General features: G+C 64.1%; 12 protein-coding genes. 11 read left to right on the top strand and 1 reads right to left on the bottom strand.

All coding sequences use genetic code 11. From position 1 onward, the window contains the following. Positions 1-463 precede the first annotated feature (463 nt). A complete protein-coding gene (smc, locus tag R2834_21110; GenBank protein MEZ4702845.1) occupies positions 464-4,189 on the top strand; it encodes a chromosome segregation protein SMC in 3,726 nt (1,241 codons plus the stop codon). Between the two features lie 85 nt (positions 4,190-4,274). Here smc and R2834_21105 read toward each other — a convergent pair whose 3' ends face one another. After that, entirely contained in the window at positions 4,275-5,324 is a 1,050-nt protein-coding gene (locus R2834_21105; GenBank protein MEZ4702844.1) for a Gfo/Idh/MocA family oxidoreductase, read from the bottom strand. Positions 5,325-5,563: 239 nt separating this feature from the next. Between R2834_21105 and R2834_21100 the strand changes: the two genes are divergently transcribed. From R2834_21100 to R2834_21055, 10 genes are all read left to right on the top strand, one after another. Further along, on the top strand, positions 5,564-7,459 hold the full coding sequence (locus tag R2834_21100) for a cation:proton antiporter (GenBank protein ID MEZ4702843.1): 1,896 nt from the start codon (positions 5,564-5,566) through the stop codon (positions 7,457-7,459). 5 nt (positions 7,460-7,464) lie between these two features. Then, complete coding sequence (aroE, locus tag R2834_21095; GenBank protein ID MEZ4702842.1) at positions 7,465-8,361, top strand: shikimate dehydrogenase; 897 nt, start codon at positions 7,465-7,467, stop codon at positions 8,359-8,361. 65 nt (positions 8,362-8,426) lie between these two features. After that, entirely contained in the window at positions 8,427-9,356 is a 930-nt protein-coding gene (locus R2834_21090) for an HDOD domain-containing protein (protein MEZ4702841.1), read from the top strand. A gap of 58 nt (positions 9,357-9,414) precedes the next feature. Continuing rightward, positions 9,415-10,533 carry an aromatic ring-hydroxylating dioxygenase subunit alpha gene (locus R2834_21085; protein MEZ4702840.1) on the top strand — a complete coding sequence of 373 codons (1,119 nt, stop codon included), beginning with the start codon at positions 9,415-9,417 and terminating at the stop codon, positions 10,531-10,533. Continuing rightward, complete coding sequence (gene pgeF, locus R2834_21080) at positions 10,530-11,279, top strand: peptidoglycan editing factor PgeF (GenBank protein ID MEZ4702839.1); 750 nt, start codon at positions 10,530-10,532, stop codon at positions 11,277-11,279. Before R2834_21085 ends, pgeF begins: the two co-directional genes overlap by 4 nt. After that, on the top strand, positions 11,276-12,283 hold the full coding sequence (locus tag R2834_21075) for an alpha/beta fold hydrolase (protein ID MEZ4702838.1): 1,008 nt from the start codon (positions 11,276-11,278) through the stop codon (positions 12,281-12,283). Before pgeF ends, R2834_21075 begins: the two co-directional genes overlap by 4 nt. A 1,092-nt stretch (positions 12,284-13,375) precedes the next feature. Further along, a complete protein-coding gene (locus R2834_21070) occupies positions 13,376-16,666 on the top strand; it encodes a CHAT domain-containing tetratricopeptide repeat protein (GenBank protein ID MEZ4702837.1) in 3,291 nt (1,096 codons plus the stop codon). Positions 16,667-17,318: 652 nt separating this feature from the next. Continuing rightward, complete coding sequence (locus tag R2834_21065) at positions 17,319-20,219, top strand: PAS domain S-box protein (protein MEZ4702836.1); 2,901 nt, start codon at positions 17,319-17,321, stop codon at positions 20,217-20,219. 238 nt (positions 20,220-20,457) lie between these two features. Beyond that, complete coding sequence (locus R2834_21060; protein ID MEZ4702835.1) at positions 20,458-20,667, top strand: hypothetical protein; 210 nt, start codon at positions 20,458-20,460, stop codon at positions 20,665-20,667. 187 nt (positions 20,668-20,854) lie between these two features. Further along, entirely contained in the window at positions 20,855-23,329 is a 2,475-nt protein-coding gene (locus tag R2834_21055; GenBank protein ID MEZ4702834.1) for a TonB-dependent receptor, read from the top strand. Positions 23,330-23,351 lie beyond the last annotated feature (22 nt).

The raw sequence follows: 23,351 nt of genomic DNA, 5'->3' as shown, positions 1-23,351 counted from the left end.
CCGCATCCTGCATCCCGCATCTCGCATCCCGCATCCCGCATCCTGCATCCCTCGATCACCTCTTCAACGCACGCAACGTCATGTTTAAAGATGCGCACCGTAAGTGGCTTCCGGTGTGCATCGCCCATGCATCCTGTGAGAGGCCGGCAGACCTTGAACGTCAAGCTTTGCACATTGAACCCTTTCACCCCCTGTGGAAAGCACTGAATCCTGCCTTTCAGGTTCTTTATTTATAAATACCTGCGTGTTGTATACAACTTGCTCATAAGTTGTGGAAAAGCGGGCTTGAAAAACGGGCTGGCGCGGAGTAAAATGGGAGGCGTTTTGGAACAGGGAAGCGTTCGGTTTCGCCTGTGACACCCCCCGGAACTCCGGAGCGACGAGCTTCCGGGGCGATCAGTAGAGAAACAGGTTCGATTTTGGTTGACCTCAGGGCATCGCCGGCGGCGGCCCTGCCGGGTCCATGCGCTGTCGACAATTCTGCATCGCCGCGATCTCTGGCATCCGTCACGCACCACGTCGCGCGCGGCACGCCCTTTCGTCATCCCTCCGGGGGTGCGTCCCTCAGTTAAAGCACGCCATGTACCTCAGTAAGCTAACCATGCACGGTTTCAAGAGCTTCGCGCAGCAGACGGAGCTCAAGTTCGATCCGGGCGTGACGGCCGTCGTTGGTCCCAACGGCTGTGGCAAATCCAACATCGTCGACGCCGTGCGGTGGGTGACCGGCGAGCAGCGCTCCCGGATCCTCCGTTCGGAGAAGATGGACAGCGTCATTTTCAACGGCACCGCGCGCCGGCGCCCCCTCGGCATGGCCGAGGTGACGCTGACGATCGAAAACACCCGCGGCGTGCTGCCCACGGAATACGCCGAGGTGACGATAGGCCGGCGGCTGTACCGGTCGGGCGAATCGGAATACCTGCTCAACGGCGTCCAGTGCCGGCTGAAGGACATCCTGGATCTCTTCATGGATACGGGGATGGGCCCCGGCGCGTATTCGGTCATCGAGCTCAAGATGATCGAGGAGATCCTCTCCGAAAACACCCAGGAGCGCCGGCATCTGTTCGAGGAAGCCGCCGGCATCACGAAATACAAGCTGCGGCGCACGCAGGCGCTGCGGAAGCTGGACAGCACCCAGGCCAACCTGACGCGCATCCGCGACCTGACGGACGAGATCGGGAAGCGGGTGCAGACGCTGAAAGGGCAGGCCGAAAAGGCGGCGCAGGCCCGCGAAGTGCAGGTGCGGCTCCGGGAGCTGGAGCTGTCGCTCGCCCAGATCGAACTCAACCGGCTGCGCTCGCTCGAGGAAAAACTCAGCAAGGAAACGCAGCAGCTGAAGGATCAGATCGACGTGCACACCGCCGAAGAGTCGCGCGAGGAAGCCGACATGGAGGCGCTGCGGGTCGAACTCGTAGGGCAGGAAAAGACGCTGTCGGCCCGGCAGCAGGATCTGAACCAGCATCTGGACAAGGTGCGGTCGCTGGAGACCGAGCGCCGGCTGGCGCTCGAACGCATGGAGACGGCGCACCGCAACCTAGAGCGCGCGCACCGCGAGCAGGAAGAGGAAGGAAAACGGATCCACGAACTGCAGGAGCAGGTGGAGAAGCTCAAGATCGAGATGACCGAGGCCCAGCCCGTGCTGGAGCGCGCCCGGAAGGTCGCCGCGGATGCCAAGGTGGAGAGCGAGGAGCGCAACGCCCGGGCCAAGGAAGCCTGGAAGACGGCGCAGAGCCTGCGTGAGACCGAGGAAGCCGCCGAGCGCACGCGCCTCGAGCAGCGGCGGACGCTCGACCGGCTCGCCAGCCGCATCGAACTCGTCGAGCAGGATCTCGTCGGCGTGCACGAACAGGCGGCTGCGCTCGAGCAATCCGTCGCGGATGCCCTCGGCAAGCGGGACCAGTTCGCCGCCACGCTCGGAAAGCAGAAGCAGCAGCTCGAACAGTCGCGCCTGGCGCTGAGCGAGGCGGAGCGCATCCACGGAGAAGCCCAGCAGAAGCACGAAAAGGGCATGGAAGACCTCCGCCGCATCGAACGCCAGTTCGACGCGGTGTCGGCCGAGGTGCAGCTGCTCGAAAGCCTGATCTCATCGTACGAGGATCTCTCCGAAGCGGCCCAGTATCTGGCCGAGAACACGGGCTGGACGCGCGATGAACTGACGACCGTGGCCGACGTGATCGGCGCCGAGGAGGAACACAGCCGCGCACTGGACGCCGCGCTGGGGGCGTACGCCAGCTGCATCGTGGTGAAGACCGAAGCCGAGGCCCGCCAGGCCATCACGCTGCTCCGCAACGAGCAGAAGGGGCGGACGAACATCATCGTGCTCTCCCGGCTCAAAAAGCCCATGCACTCGATCGAGATCATCGAGGAAGCCGCCGACCGGGGCGCGCGCCCGATGACCGACATCGCCCGCGTGCGCGAGCCGGCCTATCAGACCCTCTGCGACACGCTCCTCCATAACTGCTTCCTCGTCAATTCGCTGGAGCACGGCCAGGACCTCCTCGACACGATGGAGGAAATGGCGACGATGCTGTACGACACGGTCCTCCCCCTCCGCTACTACGCGCCGTCGGGTGAGTGGCTGGACGCGCGGGGGATCATCTGCGGCGGCAGCACCCGCGGGGACGACTCGGTGCGGACCGGCCGGCTCCAGCGCCGCGAACAGTACGACGCCGCCGTCGAGAACCTCAAAAGCCTGGAAGCGGCGCTGAACCAGAAGCAGCGCATCACCCAGCAGCTGCGCGAGGCGCTGGCTTCCATCCCGGTCGACGAGCGCCGGCAGGCGCTCCGCCAGGTGGAGCAGCAGTATAACGAAGCCGAACGGATGTTCAGCCGCGTGCAACACGAGCACGCCTCGGCCGACCAGCGCCGCGAGGAGCTGGCGGACCGCATCGCCCACATGATGGAGACGGTGTCCTCCGGGCGCACGCAGATCGCGTCGCTCCAGGAGCCGGTGAAGGAGATGGAGGCCAAGGTCGTCGCCCTGCGCGCCGAGCGCGGCGCGGCGGAAGAGGCGTTCCGGGCCGCCGAGGCGGACAACCGGGAGGCGCTCAATAAATACAACGACGCCAACCTCGCCGCCGTCCAGGCCCGCAACCACTTCGACAATGTGAGCCGCGACCTGGAGCGGAGCAAGCAGGACATTGCGCACCTGCAAGGCCGGCAGCAGGCGCGCGAGCAGCATGTCGCGTCGCTCAAAAAGATCATCGAGGACAACCTGGTCGCCAAGGAGAGCTACGACCTCCAGATCAAGGACCTCTACGCGCTCCACGCCGACCTCGAGGCCGCCGTGTCCGAGGCCGAGCAGGACCGGGCCGAGACCCAGGAGCGCATCCGCAACCTCGAACTCCGTCTCCGCGCCCTGCGCCAGAGCCGCGAGCAGGGGCTGCGCGAGGAAACGCAGCGCGCCGTCCGCCTCACCGAGGTGCAGACGCGCGCCATCGATCTCGTCAAGAAGATCGAAGAGGACTTTGAACGCTCGCTCATCGAAGACCCGGTGACGGTCGCCGGCGATTTCGACGACCGGAACGCGCGCCAGGAGGTGCAGTCGCTCCGCGCACGGCTCCGCGCCATGGGCTCGATCAACGAACTGGCGCTGGAGAGCTACGAGGAGGAAAAAGAACGCTTCGAGTTCATGAGCGCACAGCGGCGCGACCTCGAGGAGGCGGAGCAGACGCTGCTCGATACCATCACCGAGATCAACGTGACGGCGGCGGCGTGTTTCGACGAGACCTTCCAGGAGGTGCGCCGCAACTTCGCGCACCTGTTCTCGACGCTCTTCGGGAAGGACGATACGGCCGATCTCCTCCTCAGCGATCCGAACGATCCGCTCGAGTCGCCGATCGAAATCGTGGCCAAGCCGAAAGGCAAGCGGCCCAGCGCGATCTCACAGCTCTCCGGCGGCGAAAAAACGCTCACCGCCACGGCGCTCCTGTTTGCGATCTATCTCGTCAAACCGAGCCCGTTCTGCATCCTCGACGAGGTCGACGCCCCGCTCGACGAAGCCAACGTCGAGCGCTTCATGCAGCTCATCCGCGAGTTCTCCAACAACACGCAGTTCATCCTGGTGACGCACAACCGCCGCACGATGGAACTGGCCGACCGCCTCTACGGCATCACGATGCAGGAGCAGGGCGTCTCCAAACTCGTCGGCGTCAAGTTCGACGAACGGGTGGAGCTGACGGAAGAACAGTGAGAGATCGCCAATTGGAAAGTGCAAAATGAAAAGGTATCGCGGGCCGACCCAGGCGCCTCCATGTTGCACTGGTCCATGTGCAATCTCAAACCGCCTCCGTTTTCCCGCTGCGTTCGGCCCGGGCGACGGCTTGAATGACGCGAACGGCGTTTACGATGGTTTCCGGGCGGGTCTCGGCCGGCGGGCTTTCGCCGCGGTGGGCGGCGTAGAGCGCGTCCCATTGATAGGCGGCGCCGAGGGGTTTTGAGAAGACGGCCGGCGGGTGAATGGTCGGCTGGGACCGGGGCCCCGTAAAGAGTTGCACCGAACGCTGCTCGGGCGATCCGGGCCGGTAGGGCAGGTCTTTTCGCACGATGGTGCCGCGTTCGAAGCCGATGGAGAGCATGTCCGGATAGGCCATCCCGTCGTCGATGCAGAACGACGCGAACAGGCTGCCGAGGGTGCCGTCGGTGAAGCGGATCATCATCATGGCGTTGTCGGGCGTCGGCCGGCCGGTGAACACGCGCGCCGTGGCGACCTGGACCGACTCCGGCTCGGCGCGGCCGGCCATCAGTTGCATAAAATCGTTCAGGCCGTAGATGCCGAGGCGAAACAACGGGGCGGCCGGACACTGCGTGGGGTCGTCGTACCAGGAACCGTCGGCCTGCTCCCGATACGTGCACCAGGTCTCCCAGCGCAGCCCGACGGCGCGGCCGAGGTCGTGCGCCGCCTCCAGCTCCCGGATATGGCGGATGTCGGGTTCGAAGAAAGGACCCGGCGAGTTGAGATGGATCGTGCGGCCCAGCCGCTCGGCCTCGCGGAGCACGCCGGCGGCCGCATCCGGGTCGCGTTCGAACGGCTTCGTCGTCATCACGTCGCGCCCGCTCAGTACGATGCGGCGCAGCAGCCCGGCGCGGCCGGCGGGGCCGGTGAACAGCCCGACGACGCCGATCGAGGGATCCTCCAGCAGGGCATCCAGCGAAAAATAGGCGTTCACGCCGTATCGCTCGGCGACGGACCGGGCGCGCGCCGCGTCCGTGTCGCAGACCGCCCGCAGTTCGAACCAGCGGTTGCCGCCTCCCCGGATGAGTTCGTCTTCGATGACCTTGGCCCCAAAATTGAGACCGACAACGCCGATACCGATACGTTCTTTCATGGATTCCGGCTCGCGGCCGGGATGGATGGACGGAAGAGATGGAAGCGAAGAGGCCGATGCCGGCCTACCCCGGAACGCGCAACCCGGAACGTCGGATTCGCGCCCCGGATCGAAACCCGGCGCGCCGGTCTTCGATCCTTTTTTGCGGAGGTTCGTGGATACTTTCGTTGAAACGGAGTACCCTTATAGGCTGAAATTGCGCGCGTAACGATTACCCACAAAGCACGGGGAGGTAGCACTTGACGGAGTACTTCCTACTGGGACTCGCGGCGATCATCGTCCTGGGCGTCATGGCGCAATGGCTGTCATGGCGGTTCAAGATACCATCGATCCTGCTGCTGTTGATCTTCGGTTTTCTGGCCGGCCCCGTGACGGGGCTCCTGAATCCCGAGGAATTGATGGGCAGCCTGCTGTACCCGTTTCTCTCGCTGGCCGTCGGGCTCATCCTGTTTGAAAGCGGCCTCCATTTCCGAATGCAGGACGTGCGCGACGCCGGCAACGTCGTCCGTCATCTGATCACGGTCGGGCTGATAGCCACGTGGGGCATGGTCGCTGCGGCAGCGTTTTACATCCTCCACATGGATCTGAGCATGTCGATCCTGATCGGCGCGCTCCTCGTCGTGACGGGGCCTTCGGTCGTGGTGCCGCTCCTCCGGCACGTCCGCCCGCTCGGCCGCGTCGGCGCGATCGGGAAGTGGGAGGGGATGTTCAACGACCCCATCGGCGCCATCCTGGCGGTGCTGGTGCTCAAGACGGTCGTCTTCCTCAACGAACCGATCGTCGGCGGCCTGGAAGTCAGCAGCATGAGCGAGGCGTTTGTCCACGCCGGCCTGGGGCTGCTGCTCATCCTGTTCGTGAGCATCGGCGTCAGCGTGACCAGCACCGGGCTGCTGTATCTCCTGCTCCAGAAGCGCCTCGTGCCGGACTATCTCAAAAACGCGGTGGCCCTGACCGTCGTCGTGGGCGCCTTCGCGATATCGGAAGTGCTGCGCGAGGAGTCGGGACTGCTGACCACGGCGATGCTCGGTATCGCGATCGCCAACCTGCGGTTCGGTTCGGTGCCGCGGTTCTCGCATTTCAAGGCCGACGTGCGCGTGCTGCTGCTCGCGATCGTCTTCATCCTGTTTGGCGCCCGCCTGGACATCACGGAGCTGAGCTACATCAACCAGAACACGCTCCTCTTTCTGGCGATTCTCCTCTTCGCGATCCGGCCGCTGGCCGTGCTGATATCGGCCATCGGGTCGCGGATCAACTGGCGGGAGCTGATTTTTCTGTCGTGGATGGCCCCGCGCGGGATCGTGGCGGCGGCGCTGGCCGCGCTGTTCAGCTTCCAGCTCGAAGAGATCTTCCCCGAATCGAGCAGCGGCCTGGTGCCGGTCGTGTTCATGGTCGTGATCGGGACAGTGGCCATCTACGGGCTGACGGCCACGCCCCTGGCGCGGTTGCTCAAGCTGGCGCATCCCAACCCGCAGGGCGCCCTGTTCATCGGCGCCCAGTCGTGGGTGCGGCGCATGGCCAAGGTGCTGCAGGAACAGGGGTTCAAGGTGATGCTCATCGATTCCGACCCCCGCAACGTGGCGCATGCCCAGCAGGCCGGCCTCGACGCCCGCATGGCCCACGTCCTCTCGAAGGACGTGATCGACGAACTCGAACTCAGCGAAATGGGCCGCATGCTGGTGATGACGCCCAACGAAGAGATCAATGCGCTGGCGACGCTCAACTTCCACGAGTACTTCGACTCCTCCGAGGTCTATCAGCTTCCCGTGCGGCCTCGCGACGATTTTCGCCAGACGAACGAATACATCGAACACATCCGGGGCCGCCAGCTTTTCGGCGACAACGTCACCTTCGCCTCGCTCAACACCCGGTTCATCAGCGGCGCGTCGATCAAGACGGGGATGTTGTCCGAGGAATTCACGTACGACGACTTCCAGATGCGCTACGGCAAAAACGCGATCCCGCTGTTCGTGATGCGGCCCTCGGGCATCCTGCATGTGTTCACGGCCGACGACACCCCGGAGCCGCAACCCGGCGACACCCTGATCGCGTTGATCAACCGCGTCGATCGCGTAGCCGGCGAGTCCGATGGCATGATGGCGCTGACCGAGCCGACGCCGGCGTCGGAGAACGACTGACCCGGATGCACGCCGACTCCCCGTCCTCCGACCGGATCGATGCGCGGACGCGGCTCGTCACGCTGCTGGGGTATCCGCTCTCGCATTCACTTTCCCCGATCATCCATAACGCCGCGTTCCGGGCGCAGGGCGTGCCGATGGTCTATCTCTGCATGCCGGTGCCACCCGATGACCTGGCCGACGCGCTGACGGGCTTGCAGGCGCTGCGTTTCGTGGGCTCCAACGTCACCATCCCCCATAAACAGGCCATGTACGGGCGGGTCGACACGCTGTCGGACCGCGCCCGCGCGGTCGGAGCGGTCAACACCGTCGTCTGCCGGCCCGGCTCCGACGGCGCCAGGCCCTCGCTCCACGGCGACAACACGGACATCGTCGGCTTTCTGGCCCCGCTCGCGCCCTATTTCGACCGCCTCCGGGGGGAATCCATGCTCGTCTTCGGCGCCGGCGGCTCGGCGCGCGCCGTCGTCTACGCCCTGCTGAGCGCCCTGGAGCCGGCGCGCCTCTGGATCGCGGCCCGCAACACGGCCCGGGCGGAAGCGCTGGCGACCGCGTTCGCCGGCTACGACCGACGCGGCGGCCTGTCCGTCTGCGCCATGGACGACGCGCCGGCGGTGCGCGCCAGCCGGCTGCTGGTGAACACCACGCCCCTGGGCATGCAACCGAACACGGAGGCCACGCCGTGGCCGGCCGGCGGCTTCAGCCCGGAGCAGATCGGCTACGACCTGGTGTACAACCCGCGCGAAACGCGCTTCCTGGCCGATGTCGCCGCGAGCGGCGCGCTGGCCATCGGCGGCCTCGACATGTTGATCGAACAGGCAGCCGCCTCCTACGTGCAGTGGACGGGCGTCGAGATGCCCCGCGAGGTGGTTCGTCAGGCCCTGGCGCTGCATCTGCCGGCTTAACCTGTCGCTACGACGGCCCGATACTGAGGGAAATTACTGTCTATGATGGCTCTTTCCGCGCCCTGATGAATCATCCCGGCCGAGGCAAAACCACGTCGCTCGCCCATCTCAACCTCCGTTATCCCGCACTGCCGCAGACGTTTTTGCGGATTATGGAGCTTCTGCAGGGTGGCGCCACGTCGGATGTCGGGGCCGTCTGCGATGCGATCCAGCACGACCCGGGTGCCGTGGCGCGCGTGCTGCGGATCGCCAATTCAGCGCAACAACGGCCCGAAGACGAGATCCGAAGCACGCGTAGAGCCGTCGAGGTCCTCGGCCCGGAGTCGGTCGCCGGCGTCATCCTCAGCATGAATATGGCGGAGATGCGTTCGACGATGGATGTCACCACGACGCTTCCGTTTCTGAACTTCATCCGGCACAGCGTGGCGACCGGGTTTCTCGCGCGCTACCTCTTTCTGATGCACCCCGACGCGCCGCGGGATGCCGGAGCGCGGCAGGAGCGCGCCAGCGAGGCGTTTACCGCCGGCCTGATGCACGACTTCGGGAAGCTGCTGCTGCTCTACAATTTCCCCGAGGAAGCGTCCCGATTCTACGGGGTGATGGTGCGCGATTTTAGCACCGACTACGCGGTGCTCGAGGCCGAACGCGTGCTTTTCGGGTTCAGCCACGTCGAAGCCGGCAGCTTCCTCGCGCGTCAGCTTCGTTTTCCGGCCGTGTTTACGCAGGTGATGGCGCTCCACCACACCTATTCCGATCTCGGATCGATGCCCGCGTCGTTGCGGCACATGATCTACGTCGTGGCCGCCGGCAACCGGGCGGCGCACGCGATGGACGACGACGCGCCGCCTGATGCGCTCGACCGCTGCTTCGCGGACGAGATCTGGCGCCTGCTGGTGCAAGATGGCGCCGTCGGATGTTCCGACGTGCCGGCGCTGCGTCAGGAGATCGAGGACATGCGGCCGATGCTGACCGATTACCTCGACGCTTTCGCCTGACTGGATCGACTCCCGGTTCCGCACGTATCATCCGCGACTTCACCTTACCGGATGCCGTATGCGGGAATCGTCCTCCATCCCCCTCCCCGACTTCTCTCCCGAGACCCTCGCCGTAGCGCCGGTCGAACGGGCCGACACCATTCCGTCGAGCTGGTACCATCACCCCGATATCCATGCCTGGGACCGCTCAGCCGTCTTCGCGCGCAGCTGGCAATACGCCGGCCATCTCGGCCAGCTCGACCGCCCGGGCGCCTACCTCACGGCAGACCTCGCCGGCGCTTCCGTCGTGCTCGTTCGCGACGCCGATGGTTCGGTGAAGGGCTTCTACAACGTGTGCCGGCACCGGGGCGGGCCCCTCGCCATGGAGCACTGCGGCCATGCGAACATGCTGCAGTGCAAGTATCACGGCTGGACCTACAAGCTGGACGGGTCGCTGCGCGGCGTTCCCCGGTTCAACCGGGTCGATCTGTTTGATAAAAAAGACTACGGCCTCGTGCCCGTGCATGTCGAGGCCTGGCAGGGATTGCTGTTTGTCCACGCCGGCGTGCCGGAGACGCCGCTGCCGGAGGTCCTGGCCGGCATCGCCGAACGCATCGCGCCGATGCGGCTCGACGCCCTCCGCTTCGCCCGCCGTGTGCGCTACGAGGTCGCCTGCAACTGGAAGGTTTACGTGGACAACTACCTCGAAGGCTACCACCTCCCGTACGTCCACCCCGAGCTGTGCGACGTACTGGATGTCGGCCGCTACGAGACCGAAACGCATCCCCATTATTCGCTGCAATACAGCCCGCTGAGCGAAACGACAACCCGCTACGGGACGGCGTCCGACTCGGCCTATTATTATTTCGTCTTCCCGAACTGCATGCTCAACATTCTGCCGGGCCGGCTGCAGATGAACAGCGTCCTGCCGCTCGGTCCGGACCGCTGCGTCGTGTTGTTCGACTACTTTTATGCGGATATCGCATCGCCCGAGGCGGCCCGACGGATCGAGGAGGACGTCGCCTTCAGTGATCATGTCCAGCAGGAGGATATCGAGATCTGCGAGTGGGTGCAGCGCGGCCTGACGTCGCCGGCGTACGACCGCGGCCGGTTCTCCGTCGAGTGCGAACAGGGCGTCTACCATTTTCAGACCCAGCTCAAGGCGGCCTATCGGCGCGCGGCGGGTTCGCCGGCATGAGCGAACCCCCCACCTGGCTTCGGCCCGATATCTTCACCCGCGCCCCCGGCGTCGCCGCCGGCTTCAGCACACGCCTCGGCGGCGTCAGCGCGGCGCCGTTCGGGACGCTGAACCTCGGGCTCAGCACCGACGACGACCGGGAGTCCGTCCTCGAAAACCGGCGCCGGCTCTTCGGAGAGGTCGGTTTCGGGCTGGATGAGCTCGCGATCACCGGCCAGGTTCACGGCGACGCCGTGTGTGTCGTCGATGCGGCCGGCCTGTACAGGGGATTCGATGGGATGGTGAGCACGACGCCGCGGCTGCTGCTGTGCCTCAGCGCGGCGGATTGCGCTTCGGTGCTGCTGGCGTCCGCGGATGGCCGAATCGTCGGGGCCTGCCACGCCGGCTGGCGCGGCGCGGCGGCCGGCATCGTGGGGAAGACGGTGACGCGGATGGCCGAACAGGGCGCCCGGCCGGGCGATCTGCTGGCCTACGTGAGTCCCTGCATCTCGGCGGAGCGGTTCGAGGTGGGCGACGAAGTGGCCGACCGGTTCGACGATCGCTTCGTCATCCGGGCGCCCGGGGCGAAGCCGCATGTCGACCTCAAGGCCGTGCTGCTCGACCAGCTGGTGGCCGCCGGCGTGCCGGATGACGCCGTGGAAATCTCGCCGCACTGCACCCACGCGGAAACCGCGCTGTTTTTCTCGCATCGCGCCGAAAACGGCGTGACCGGACGGATGATGGGCTTTATCGGGATACGCGGATGAAAACGCAGGCTACGACGATCATCGCCCCGGGCGCCGCGGTGTACCAGCCGCCGCGCTGGCTGCGCAACGGGCATCTGCAAACTGTTTATCCTTCCCTCATGCGCCGGCTGTCGGGTGTCCACTATCGCCGCGAGCGCGTCGAGACGCCGGATGGCGATTTCCTGGATCTCGACTGGCTCGGCCCCGGCGGGACCGGGCGCGCGATCGTGCTCAGCCACGGCCTGGAGGGCAGCTCCGGCAGCGGCTACATCAAGGGCATGGCCCGCGCCTTCGTGCGCCACGGCTGGGACGCCGTCGCCTGGAATTTCCGGGGATGCAGCGGCGAGGTGAATCGCCGGCCGCGCTCGTACCACGCCGGCGCCACGGAAGACCTCGACGCCGTGGTCCACCATCTGCTCGGCCTGGGTTATGCCGAGATCGCGCTGGTCGGCTTCAGCCTGGGCGGCAACCTGACGCTCAAATACCTCGGCGAGCGCGGGGACGACGCGGTGCCGGCCATCGTCGGGGGCGCCGTTTTTTCGGTGCCGTGCGACCTGGAAGCGTGCGCAGATACCCTCACGCGGCCGGCCAACGCCTTTTATCAGTACCGGTTCATGATCCAGCTGCGCGACAAGATCCGCCGTCTCGCCGACCAGTTCCCCGGGGCGGTCGAACTCGAAGGGCTGGAGGCAATGCGCACGTTTCGGGAGTTCGACAACCGCTACACGGCGCGCATGCACGGGTTTATCGATGCGGCTCACTACTGGTCGACCTGCAGCAGCCGCCATTTCCTCGCCGGCATTCGCCGGCCGACCCTCCTCGTGAACGCCCTCGACGACCCCTTCTTGTCCCGCGCCTGCTACCCCGCCCGCGAGGCCGCCGCCAACCCGATGGTCGTTTTCGAGGCCCCCCGTCACGGTGGGCACGTCGGTTTTGTGCGTCTCGCCGGCGACGAGCTGTACTGGTCGGAGCTTCGCGCGCTCACTTTTTTGGGCTCGATCGCGGGAAAAAACGGCGCCGGCTAAAAAACGCCCCGCATCGAAGAAAAAAACACGAGGCGTAGGAAAGGCTTACGTAAGGGGTGGATCGGGTTTGTAGGTAAATTCGACCACAAGACTTGCATCAAACACGCCTACAGCGCGGTCGGTGATTTTGAGTCTATATTGCATCCGCATGCTGGTGATTGCTACACCAGTTCATGTCTGTCTAAAGCACATCTCAAAGACAGTGACAGAGCGATAGCGTCATAGCCAGGACCCGCCTTCCAGGTGGGGGGAGAGGGTCCTGGCTGTGAAAACAGGCGTTTTATCCCCCTTTATCCCCCTTTTAAGTCTAACCAGTCCAGGCCAGCGTGCGTCCGCTCGCGCCGGCGTTTCGGCGTCGTCGCGGTCGATCCCGCGGTTCGTGGTTTTTACCTACACGGTGTGCGCCGAAGCGGATTATGGTCCCCGCGTGGCGGGTGGTAGTATCGTAAGCGATGGCTTACCTGTGTAGGTGATTTTTAGGTCACGACAATCAGTGCTCTGTCGGTCAAACGTCCCTCGATCGATGTCGTAGATTGGTTTCAGATCGGGGCCGCATGATGGAGCGGTTTCGGTTCCCTTCTTTCACAAGCATGTCTACAGATCGGCCGCCGGGTAGCGGCGCTGTTCAAACGGGTTTCCGGGTGGGGGAAACCCTTGAGCACAAGGCGCAGCGACTCCGCCGTCGATAATCAGCACATCTGTCTCCGCACTTCAACAGACAGTGATAGAGCGATAGCGTCGCAGAGCGGCACGGCTTCCGGGTGGGGGAAGCCGGCCGCTCTAGCGAGCCGAGATACACCTCTCTTCCAACGCAGATCTCGCCGCTCGGCATTTCTCAGACTGCCTCTCTCGAAAGAACAAGTTCGCGCCGATGTCCTACGGCCGCTTTGCCCGGTTCCGCACCTGCGGGGCCGGGCATTTTCTTGTTGGGGGATGGGCTCCGGCGAGGTCCCGGATCCAAAAAAGATGATCGGAAGATGATATTTTCTGAGCCATCTGGCGGAAGTGCGGCCCGCGTTGAATATTCCAGCATCTGTCGCCGCGGGTTATGCCGGCGCGGTGGATCCCCCCCACGCAGAAGCTCGGAAAGCCATGCCCCCCACGCGCCGCGCGTCGATACCGCTCGTTATCGGTCTGTTTGCCTTCACGTCGCTCGCAGGATGCCTGTACCCGGATGAGGACGACGCGCAGGACGGCGTCGCCGGCCTGCCCTACGTCTACGCGATGTCGTCTGAGATCCTGCCGGATACGGCCCGCGCCCGGCTGGCCCTGGAAGAAGCCGATGCCTGGCTTCTCGAAGCCAAATTCGACTCCGTTTGGCCCCGTATTGTGCTGGCCGAAAGCCTGTTCGCATCCAGCGGAGAGCCGGCTTCGATCCTGCGCGCGTCGCTGGTCAAGGGGCGGTATCTCCTCGAGCTGGGTCGCGCCACGGAATCGCGGTCGGTGGTCGAACAGGCCCTCGATGCCGCGGATCGAAGCGAGGCCACACCGGATGCCCAACGCGCTACCGCGTTGGATTTGCTGGGCATGAGCAGTCGGCTCCTCGGCGCGTTCGAAGAGGCCCGACGCTACCATCAAGAAGCACTTGACATCCGTCTCCAACGGTACGGACCGCATCATAGCGAAATCGCCCAGAGTTACCACTTTCTGGGTACGGTCGAACAGGCGCTCGGGAATGTTCAGCGGGCAGAAGCCTATTACCGACAGCGGATCGCCCTATCCCCCCTGCTGACGCGGGCCGACAGCATATCCTATGCAAAAACCCTGAACAACCTGGCGCTGGCGCGGTCGAGTCAGGGCGATCGCGATCAGGGCAGGGCGTACCACGCGGACGTGCTGGCGATGAGAACGCGCATGCTGCCGTACTATCACAACGATGTCGCGAGCAGTTATCACAATATCGGCAATGAGTACATCGCCATTTCAGACTATGAGCACGCGCTGGAAAGCTTCCAGCGCGCCCTGGCCATCCGTCATCGGCTCTTTGGTGCGAAGCACATCGACATCGCCGGCGGATATTACAGCATAGGTCGCGTCTACAACAGTCTGGGATGGTACGATCTCGCCCTGGAGTACTACGATCAGGCAGAAAGGGCCATGGATCTCGAGAAATATGTACGCCATCCGCTGCGGTTTCTTCTGGATGTTCGCAGGGCGACCGTGTTGAAGAACAGGGGGGCCTACCGGGCTTCCTTCGATTTGATCGTCCGATCGATGGAGAACATCCGCCAACAGTATGGCGAGGTGAATCGACATATGGCAGAGGTCTATCGGCTGATGGGCGCCTACTACGAGCGTGAAACCGACTATGGGCAGGCCGAAGCCTATTACGAAAAATATCGAGCTATCGCCTCACGCATCTACGGGACGAGGCATCCTGCCGCGGTGGAAGCCCTATTCAATCAGGCAGCCATCGCCATGAAAACCGAGCGCTACGACGAGGCGCTGGGGCTTTTTGAAGAGGGCATCGGGATCCTCGAAGATCTCGGCCTGGAGCGTCCTGTCAGGGCGCAGGCCTACAATGATGTGGCGCAGATCTATATAACGACCGGGAATCGGCAGAAGGCGCTCGGCGCCTTTCAAAAGGCGTTTGAAGTGAATCTGGACGGGTACACGTCTACCGATGTACTCGATTTTCCCGACGCACAGACCTACACCGCGTTTTCTTCCAGGCGGTTCTTCGAAACGCTGACGCAAAAAGCCGGCTACCTGGGCACCGTCTACCACGACACGCGAGACACGTCGTATTTGATCGCGGCTTCTGCCGCCTATCGCCAGGCCGGCGCGCTCGTGCGCAACGATCTACTGGAACACCCGACGGAGGCCTCGATGCTCACGTGGGTCGAGCAGACCCATCAAATGTACGAGCCGGCCATCGCGGCGTCGCTGGCACTTCACGCCGCCACGGGCGACGCGTCGTTCAGGGAGGCGGCCTTCGATTTTGCCGAGCAGAGCCGGGGCCTGGTTCTGACCTCGTCCATCATGGCCACGCGCGCCAGAACGTTTGGCGGCGTCCCCGATACCCTGCTGCGAAAAGAGGAGGATATTCGACTCCGGCTGACCTACTACGCACAGAGCCTCGCCGAGGAACAGGCCCGGGGCGATGCCGCCGATAGCGCCCGTGTCGGCCTGTGGCAGGGGAAAGTGTTCGCGCTGAAACGCGCCCACGATGCCCTGCTGGAACGCTTCGAGGCGGAGTACCCCGACTATTACAGGCTGAAACATCATGCGGCCTCCGCCTCGGTAGCCGACGTGCAGACGCAGCTCGCCGGCTCGAACGACGCCCTCGTCGAATACCTGGTCGGGCAGGATTCGCTCTATACCTTCGTGATAACCCCCGCCTCGTTTGATGTTGTCGCGGCGGCGATCGATTCGACGGCGGCGGACGACGTAACGGCCTTGCGGAGGGCCATCGTGTCGCACGATCGAGGCGCCTACCTGGAAAAAGGGCGTGCCCTGTACGACCGGCTGATCGCCCCGGTCGAGCCGATCGTCGCCGGCAAACATCTGGTGATCGTGCCGGATGCGTACCTGAGCCAGCTTCCCTTCGAAGCCCTGCTGACGACATCCGTCGATACCACCGTCGGTTACGGCGACCTGCCCTATCTGATCGAATCCCATTCCATCAGCTATGCCTACTCCGCGACGCTGTACATCCAGACCCGCGCCGAGCGCGTTTCGCCGCGCAAGGACTTTGTGGGGTACGCGCCGGTCTTTTCGAACGGACTGCTCGACGGGTCGCGAGGCGCCCTGTTGCTCGGCGACCGCGCCGCACCCGTCGAGGTGAATCGGGGCTTTTTGCCCGCCACGTTCGACGAAGTCAAGAGCATCGAACAGCTCTTCGTCCAGGATCGCGGCGTGCTGCGGTACCTGTTCGGCGCGAAGACCGATGTGTATCTGGAAGACGAGGCGACGGAGGCGACGATTCGCGATGCGCTCAGGGATCATCGCTTCGTTCACCTGGCTACGCATGCGTTCGTGAATGCGGATGATCCGCTGCGGTCCGGCATCGTGCTTCAGGCGGACACGACGGGCGGATATGACGGGGTGCTGGAGCTGGCGGAGATCTATAACCTGCAACTCGATGCCGAGCTGGTGACGTTGAGCGCCTGCGAGACCGGTCTGGGCCGGCAGATCCGGGGGGAAGGACTCATCGGACTTACGCGCGGCTTCCTCTACGCCGGCGCGCAGAACGTGCTCGTGTCGCTCTGGAATGTGCAGGACGCCGCCACGGCGCGCCTCATGACGCAGTTCTATAGCCGGGTGCTCGACGAGGCGCCGCTCTCCGCGGCCCTGCGCGATGCAAAACGGGGTCTGATCCAATCGAAGGGCCGGCTGGCCGACCCCTATTACTGGTCTGCTTTCGTGCTGAACGGTCGGTAAAGGCCGGTACGGAAAAAACTTCCCCCGGCCGGCTTATGCTCACCGGCCGCGCGTCGATACACCCAGAAGTCGAGCAAACGCAGCCGCCACCCACTGGCGCACAGGTTTACCCACCCTGGCGAATGTATCGCACTGTCTGTTCTGAGAGGTGCAGGACGGAGGTCCTACCCCACCGTAGTGACCTCCGTCCATTCTTTTGATGTGCTACCAGAGGTATCGGATTAGGTCCTGATACCTTAAGAGAAATCTTATGTTAACATTCTGTTGTCGGCGATTTCCGGGAAGACGGTAGAGAAAAGACCGATCCCGGTGGGTCTGCAACGCCATAGTTTTGTGACACATCGAGCACAGCTTGGCCGGAAAGACGATATAGTCGATCCGTATACTCTATCGGGATTCTGCGCGGGCGCGTCAGCCACCGGTCCGCGCGTCGTGACGCCACCCCCCGAGTCGCGTCCGCCGGCTTTCCACGCAGCGGCTTTGCCCGCCCGTGGCCCGGCAAGAATTTCCGCCTGCGACGGGTCTGTTACCGTCCTGGAACTACTTCGCGCTACCGTTTCGGCGCCGACTTCAAGCACTCATCGCCCCCCGATGATCTCCTGCTACCCCCAGGAGCCGCTGCTGAATCTTCGAGTATCTGACAATACCGCGTATGAAAGCTTCCCCTAAGCGCGAATTCGGGCTGGTCCTGCTGGGCATCGTGGCGTCGGCGGTGTTTTTTATCGTGGAGCTCACCTCGTCCATCGGGGTCTCCGGCGGGGTTCCCTACATCCTGGTCACCATCTCCACCCTCTGGATCTACAGCCGGCACCAGACGCTGCTCCTGTCCATCCTGGGCTCCTCGCTTTCCGTCCTCGGCTTTCTGCTTACCCTGGGTGACGACGGCTTTCTCTACGATGTGATCATCCGCGCCATTTCGCTGGGGGCGATCTGGAGCCTCACGCTCGCCTCGCTCCGCGTCAAGCGATTCATGGGTCAGATCTCGCGGCAGCAGCAGCGGATCGACACCGTCATCGAAGACCGCACCCGCACCGAGCGCGCCAAGCTCAGCCGCGAGAACCGCGACCTCCAGCAGGAGCTCATCGAAGTCGAACAGATCACGCAGGAGCTGCTCGAAAAAGAGGCGCACTTCCGCCAGATCGCTGACTCCGTGCCCGCGCTCATCTGGATGTCCGGCGTCGACCAGGAATACACGTACTTCAACCAGATCTGGCTGGAATTCACGGGCCGGCGGCTCCACGATGAACTCGGGATGGGCTGGACGCAATCGCTGCATACCGACGATCTGCATCGCTTTCAGTCGGTCTATCGCAGCTCGTTCGACCTGCAGAAGCCGTTCACCGTCGAATACCGCCTCCTCCGCGCCGACAACACCTACCGCTGGATCCTGGATTCGGGGTCGCCGCGCTATACGGCCACGGGCGAATTTGCCGGCTACATCGGTTCCTGCATCGATATCACGGACAAAAAGCAGATGGAAGAGGAGGTGCGGCACAGCGAGGAACGCTACCGCACCGTCGTCGAGAACCAGATCGAGTTTGTCTACCACTTCCTGCCGGATACCACGCTCACGTTCGTCAACGAGGCGTATTGCCGGTACCTCGGGAAAACCAACGAAGAACTCGTCGGCAAGAGTTTTCTCAGCCTGTTCCCCGAACCGCATCGCACCGAGGCCCGCGAGCGCATCACGAACCTCATCGTCGACCCCACGACCGTACAAAACGAGCTGCCGCTCGCGCGAGAAGACGGCAGCATCGAATGGCAGTTGTGGCAGGACCATCCGATTCTGGATGACGACGGGAATGTGATCGAATTCCAGTCGGTAGGCCGCGATATCACCAAGCTCAAGGTGGCGCAGGACAAGCTGGTGCGTTACGCCCGCGATCTTGAGGTCACCAAGACGAAGCTCGAGAAGCAGAAGCAGCAGCTTACGCAGACCGTCGACAAGCTCCGCGAAGCCCGCGAAGAAGCGCTCGCCGCGACCCGCGCGAAGAGCGACTTCCTCGCCAACATGAGCCACGAGATCCGGACGCCGATGAGCGGCATCCTGGGGTATGCGGATATCCTGCTCGATACGGAGCTGGACGAGACGCAGCGCGAGTTTGCGAACACGATCCAGGCCAACGGGAAGCGCCTCCTCAACCTGCTCAACGACATTCTGGATTTTTCGAAGATCGAGTCGGGCCACATGGAGCTGGAGCGTCGACCGTTCCAGGTGCGCACCCTCATCAAGGGCGTGGTGGAGCTGATGGCCCCGCGCGCCGTGGAAAAAGGGCTCGAACTGCGGGGCCGGGTGGACAACCTGGTGCCGGACACGGTCATCGGCGACGAGACGCGTCTCAGCCAGATCCTCGTCAACCTGCTTTCCAACGCGCTCAAGTTCACCGAGAAGGGCGAGGTCAGCGTACAACTTTCCGGCGCCACGGTGGATGATCATCACGTCCAGCTTCACCTGAGCGTGCGGGACACCGGCATCGGCATCGGCCGCGAGGCGCAGGGCGAAATTTTCGAGGTCTTTACGCAGGCCGACGCGTCCACCACCCGCCGATTCGGCGGCACGGGTCTCGGTCTGGCGATCTGCCGCCGGCTCTCCGAGTTGATGGATGGCCGCATCTGGGTGGAGAGCGAACCGGGCATCGGGTCGGTGTTCCATGTCACCGCCGTCCTGGAAGTGCCGCCGGCGGAGCCGGTCGTCGTCGAGGAAGCGCCGGCACAAGACGTCATGGATGCAGGTGTGCAGGTGCTCGTGGTGGACGACGACGACATCAGCCGCCAGCGTTTCCAGCGGCAGGCCGAGTCGTGGGGCATGACCGTGCTGGATACGGGCAGCGCGATGGAGGCGCTGAAGTGGATCGACGCCGGCGAACGTTTCGGCGCCGTGGTGGTCGACCTCAAGAACGATATCTACACCAGCCACGATTTTGCGCGGCAGCTCCGTCAGCTCCGTACGAGCGCCGAACTGCCGCTCATCGTGCTGGACGACGGGAGCGTGCAGGATCGGAGCGGGCAGGTCGACGCCGTCTATCTGCTCAAGCCGGTGAGCATGGCGCACCTCCACAGCCTCCTGCGCAGCGTGTTTCGCAAGAAGAGTGAGGTGGCGCCTTCGCGGCCGGCCGTCTCGGCGCCGGCCGAATCCGGCGACGGCGGCTACGGCGCGCTGCGTATCCTGCTGGCCGAAGACGAAATCACGAACGAAAAGCTGGCGGATCACATGCTGCGCGACCTCGGGCATCGGGTCGATGTCGTGCACAACGGCGCCGACGCCGTGCGCGCCGTGCTGGATGCCTCCTACGACGTCGTGCTGATGGATCTCCGGATGCCCGAACTCGATGGCCTGACGGCCACGCGGCAGATCCGGTCGGAGCTGGGCGACAACGCGCATCCCTATATCATCGCCTTCACCGCCCGCGTGATGCCGAGCGACCGCGAAAATTGCCTCGCCGCCGGCATGAACGATTACCTCGCCAAGCCCTTCTCGGCGCGTGAACTCAAGGCCGCCATCGACCGCAGCCAGGCCGCGTCCCGCAGGGTGCCTACGTTTACCGAACACTGAGCCGGCCTGGACCGAATACCTGCACCCCGCTCGTGTCCTGCGAGCGGGGTTTTTTGTTTTCCGGCCGCATCCCGTCGAAGAATTTCGCGCGGCTGAAAACTATGTAAAACACATGTGACACACAGGTGTCATCCACCCGGTTCTATCTTGGTCCCATCATGGTTGCACAAGGCCGGGGGCGCATGGATGGCGGTTCGTGCGGTCCCCGGCCGACCTCACACAGACTTGCGAGCACGACATGCATCGGATCGAGCTGAACCGGATGGAAGGGCGCCCGATTGAGGGGCGCCAGATTGAACGTCAGCGCCCTCCTGCCCGATGGACGCGTTGCGTCGTCTACACGATGCCGGCGGCGCCCGGGCGACGCGATGACGCGGACACGCCTTATCCCCTCACGCGCATCGTAGCGCTCCGGCAGGCGCGGGGCGGCACGTTGACGGCGGCGTGAAGTCATCTCCTTTTCTGGGGAGCGGATCGGCCGATATGACAGCATAGCGAGCCTGCCGGCCCGGAACGTCCCGTGCCATGCATCGTTCGAGGCTTTCCCATGTATCGCTCATCTCAGGAGACCAGGAACCCGGTAGACTGATACCACGCACCTTTCCTGTTCAGTCTATAATCGGTTGCAGTGCATCATGCGCTTCGCCTTCCTATTTCTTACGGGTCTGTTTCTCGTTGGTCCTGTTCCCGCTGCATTCGCCCAGAACTGGGGCGAGGTGGAGGGTCGTGTGACCGAAGCGTCGTCGGGCCGGCCGATCCCTGGAGCTACGGTGCTGGTCGACGGCACCAACTACGGCACCGCCGCGGATGAAACCGGCTACTACCATTTTCGCGTCCCCGCCCGGCGTTACGCCCTGCGCTTCTCTTCCGTCGGCTTCATCTCCCGGGTGGATTCCGTGACGGTGGTTCGAGACCGCGTCGCCACGCTCGATGTATCCCTGCGCGATGAAACCCTCGAAATGGAAGGCATCACCGTGGAGGACGCGGCGGCGAATTACCAGGACGCCGGCGTCTACGAACTCGATCCGGCCGCCATCCAGAACATCCCCACCCCGCTGAAGGATGGATTCCGGGCGCTCAAGGTGGTCCCGGGCGTCGTCACCAACAACGAGCTGTCGAGCCAGTATTCGGTCCGTGGCGGCGGGTTCAACGAAAACCTCATTTTCCTCAACGGTTTCGAGGTCTACATGCCGTTTCGCCCGCGGCAGGGCGAGCAGGAGGGGCTGGGATTATTCAATGCCGACATGGCCGAGCGGGTGACGTTTTACACCGGCGGCTTTCCCGCCCGCTACGGCGGCAAGCTGTCGTCGGCGCTCGACGTGCAGTATCGCCGGCCGACGAGCGAGCCGTTCGCCGCCTCGGCCTCGCTCTCGCTGCTGGACGCGTCCGCCACCGCCTCGTCGTCGCTGCTGAACGGCCGCATGGGCTGGGTCGCCGGCTTCCGCAAGGCGCGCGCCCGCTACCTCTTCGGCACCCAGGAGCTGAAAGGCAACTACCAGCCGGATTATACCGACGTGCAGGCCTTCGTCACCTACCGCCTGACGCCCCGGCACGACATCGAGGCCATGGGCATCTGGGCGGATCACGTCTTCCGGCTCGATCCCAGCAACCGGCGCACGTTTTTCGGGACGGTAAGTCAGGATCCCCGCGTCCCCTCGAACCTGCAATCGCTCTGGCTGGATTTTAACGGCGAAGAAAAGGACGGCTATGCCACCCGTTTCGGGGGTGCGCGCATCAACAGCCAGATCGGCCGCCGGCTGCGGGCGATGCACGATGTCGCCTACTTCAAGACGATCGAGGAGGAGCGCTTCGACATCTCCGGGTCGGCGGTGCTTTATCTGGTCGACCCCGGCAGCGATCCGAACAACAACACCGAGTTTCTCGCGACCGGCATTTCGCGGACGGAGGACGAGGCCAACAACCGGATCGGCGTGGATACGTGGACCGCGCAGAGCCGCTGGATCCTCGGGCTGGATCGCCATGCCCTCGAGGCCGGCGGCATGGTGCGCAATCTCCGGTTCGACGATGAGCTGGTCGAGAAATCGGTCGTGATCGGGCGTTCGCAGGAGGGCGATGTCGTCCGCATCGTGGTCGACAGCCTCGACGGCGCCGCCGCGCTTGATGCCTGGCAGGGCGGCGTCTATGTCCAGGACGCTATCGACGTGCTGCCGGAGTCGGGCCGGCTCGTGCTCACGGGCGGGCTGCGGGCCGACTACTACGATTTTAACGGCGAGTGGACCGTCTCCCCCCGGCTGTCCGCCCGGTTTCTGGCCTCGGAGCAGACGACGCTCACCGCCTCGGCCGGCATCTATTATCAGGCGCCGACCTACCGCGAGCTGCGCGGCGAGCCGGATCCGGCGATCAATCTGCTGGACAACCTGAATCGGGACCTGCGGTCCCAGCGGTCGCTCCAGTTCGTGGCCGGCATCGAGCGGTTCCTGCCGCAGTCGCGCCTCTACCTCCGCGCCGAGGGGTATTACAAGGACCTCACGAACATCGTGTCGTACGACATCGAGAATGTGCGGGTCGTGTATTCCGGCGAAAACGATGCGGAAGGGGAGGCGTTCGGGCTCGACCTCCAGGTGCGCGGCGAGTTCGTGCCCGGGCTCGAGAGCTGGGCGAACTACAGCTTCTTGATGTCGCGCGAGCGGTTTCTGCCGGCGTATCGGGACGACTTCAAACAGGGCAGCAACCCGCGTCCGACGGATCAGCGGCACACGGTTTCGATCTACATCGCCGACTACATCCCCGGCGACGAGACCTGGAAGCTGCATCTGCGCACCCTTTTCGGCAGCGGTTTGCCGTATACGCCCCCCATCGAGGGCGAGCGGATCGGCAATATCGTGACGCAGGTGCCGGGCGACCGGTTTTCAGCCCGCTATCAGCGGTATTTTCGGTTCGACATGGGGATCTCGAAGGAGGTCGTGATTGCGGATCGGGGGATTCGCAACCCGGTGTCCCTCCAGATCACGGGAGAGATCCTGAACGTGTTCAACATGGTCAATACCGTGGCGTATTCGTGGATCCCGCGCAGCGACGGCATCTGGACCCGCGTCCCGACCCGCCTGACGCCGCGCACGATCAATGTCCGGATGGGGTTGCGGTTTTAGCGCGCCGCAGGTGACCTCGACG

It is taken from the genome of Rhodothermales bacterium (assembly GCA_041391505.1).
Taxonomy (GTDB): Bacteria; Bacteroidota; Rhodothermia; order Rhodothermales; family JAHQVL01; genus JAWKNW01.
Note: the sequence above shows the minus strand (reverse complement) of the source record. Positions and strands in the feature narration are given on the sequence as shown.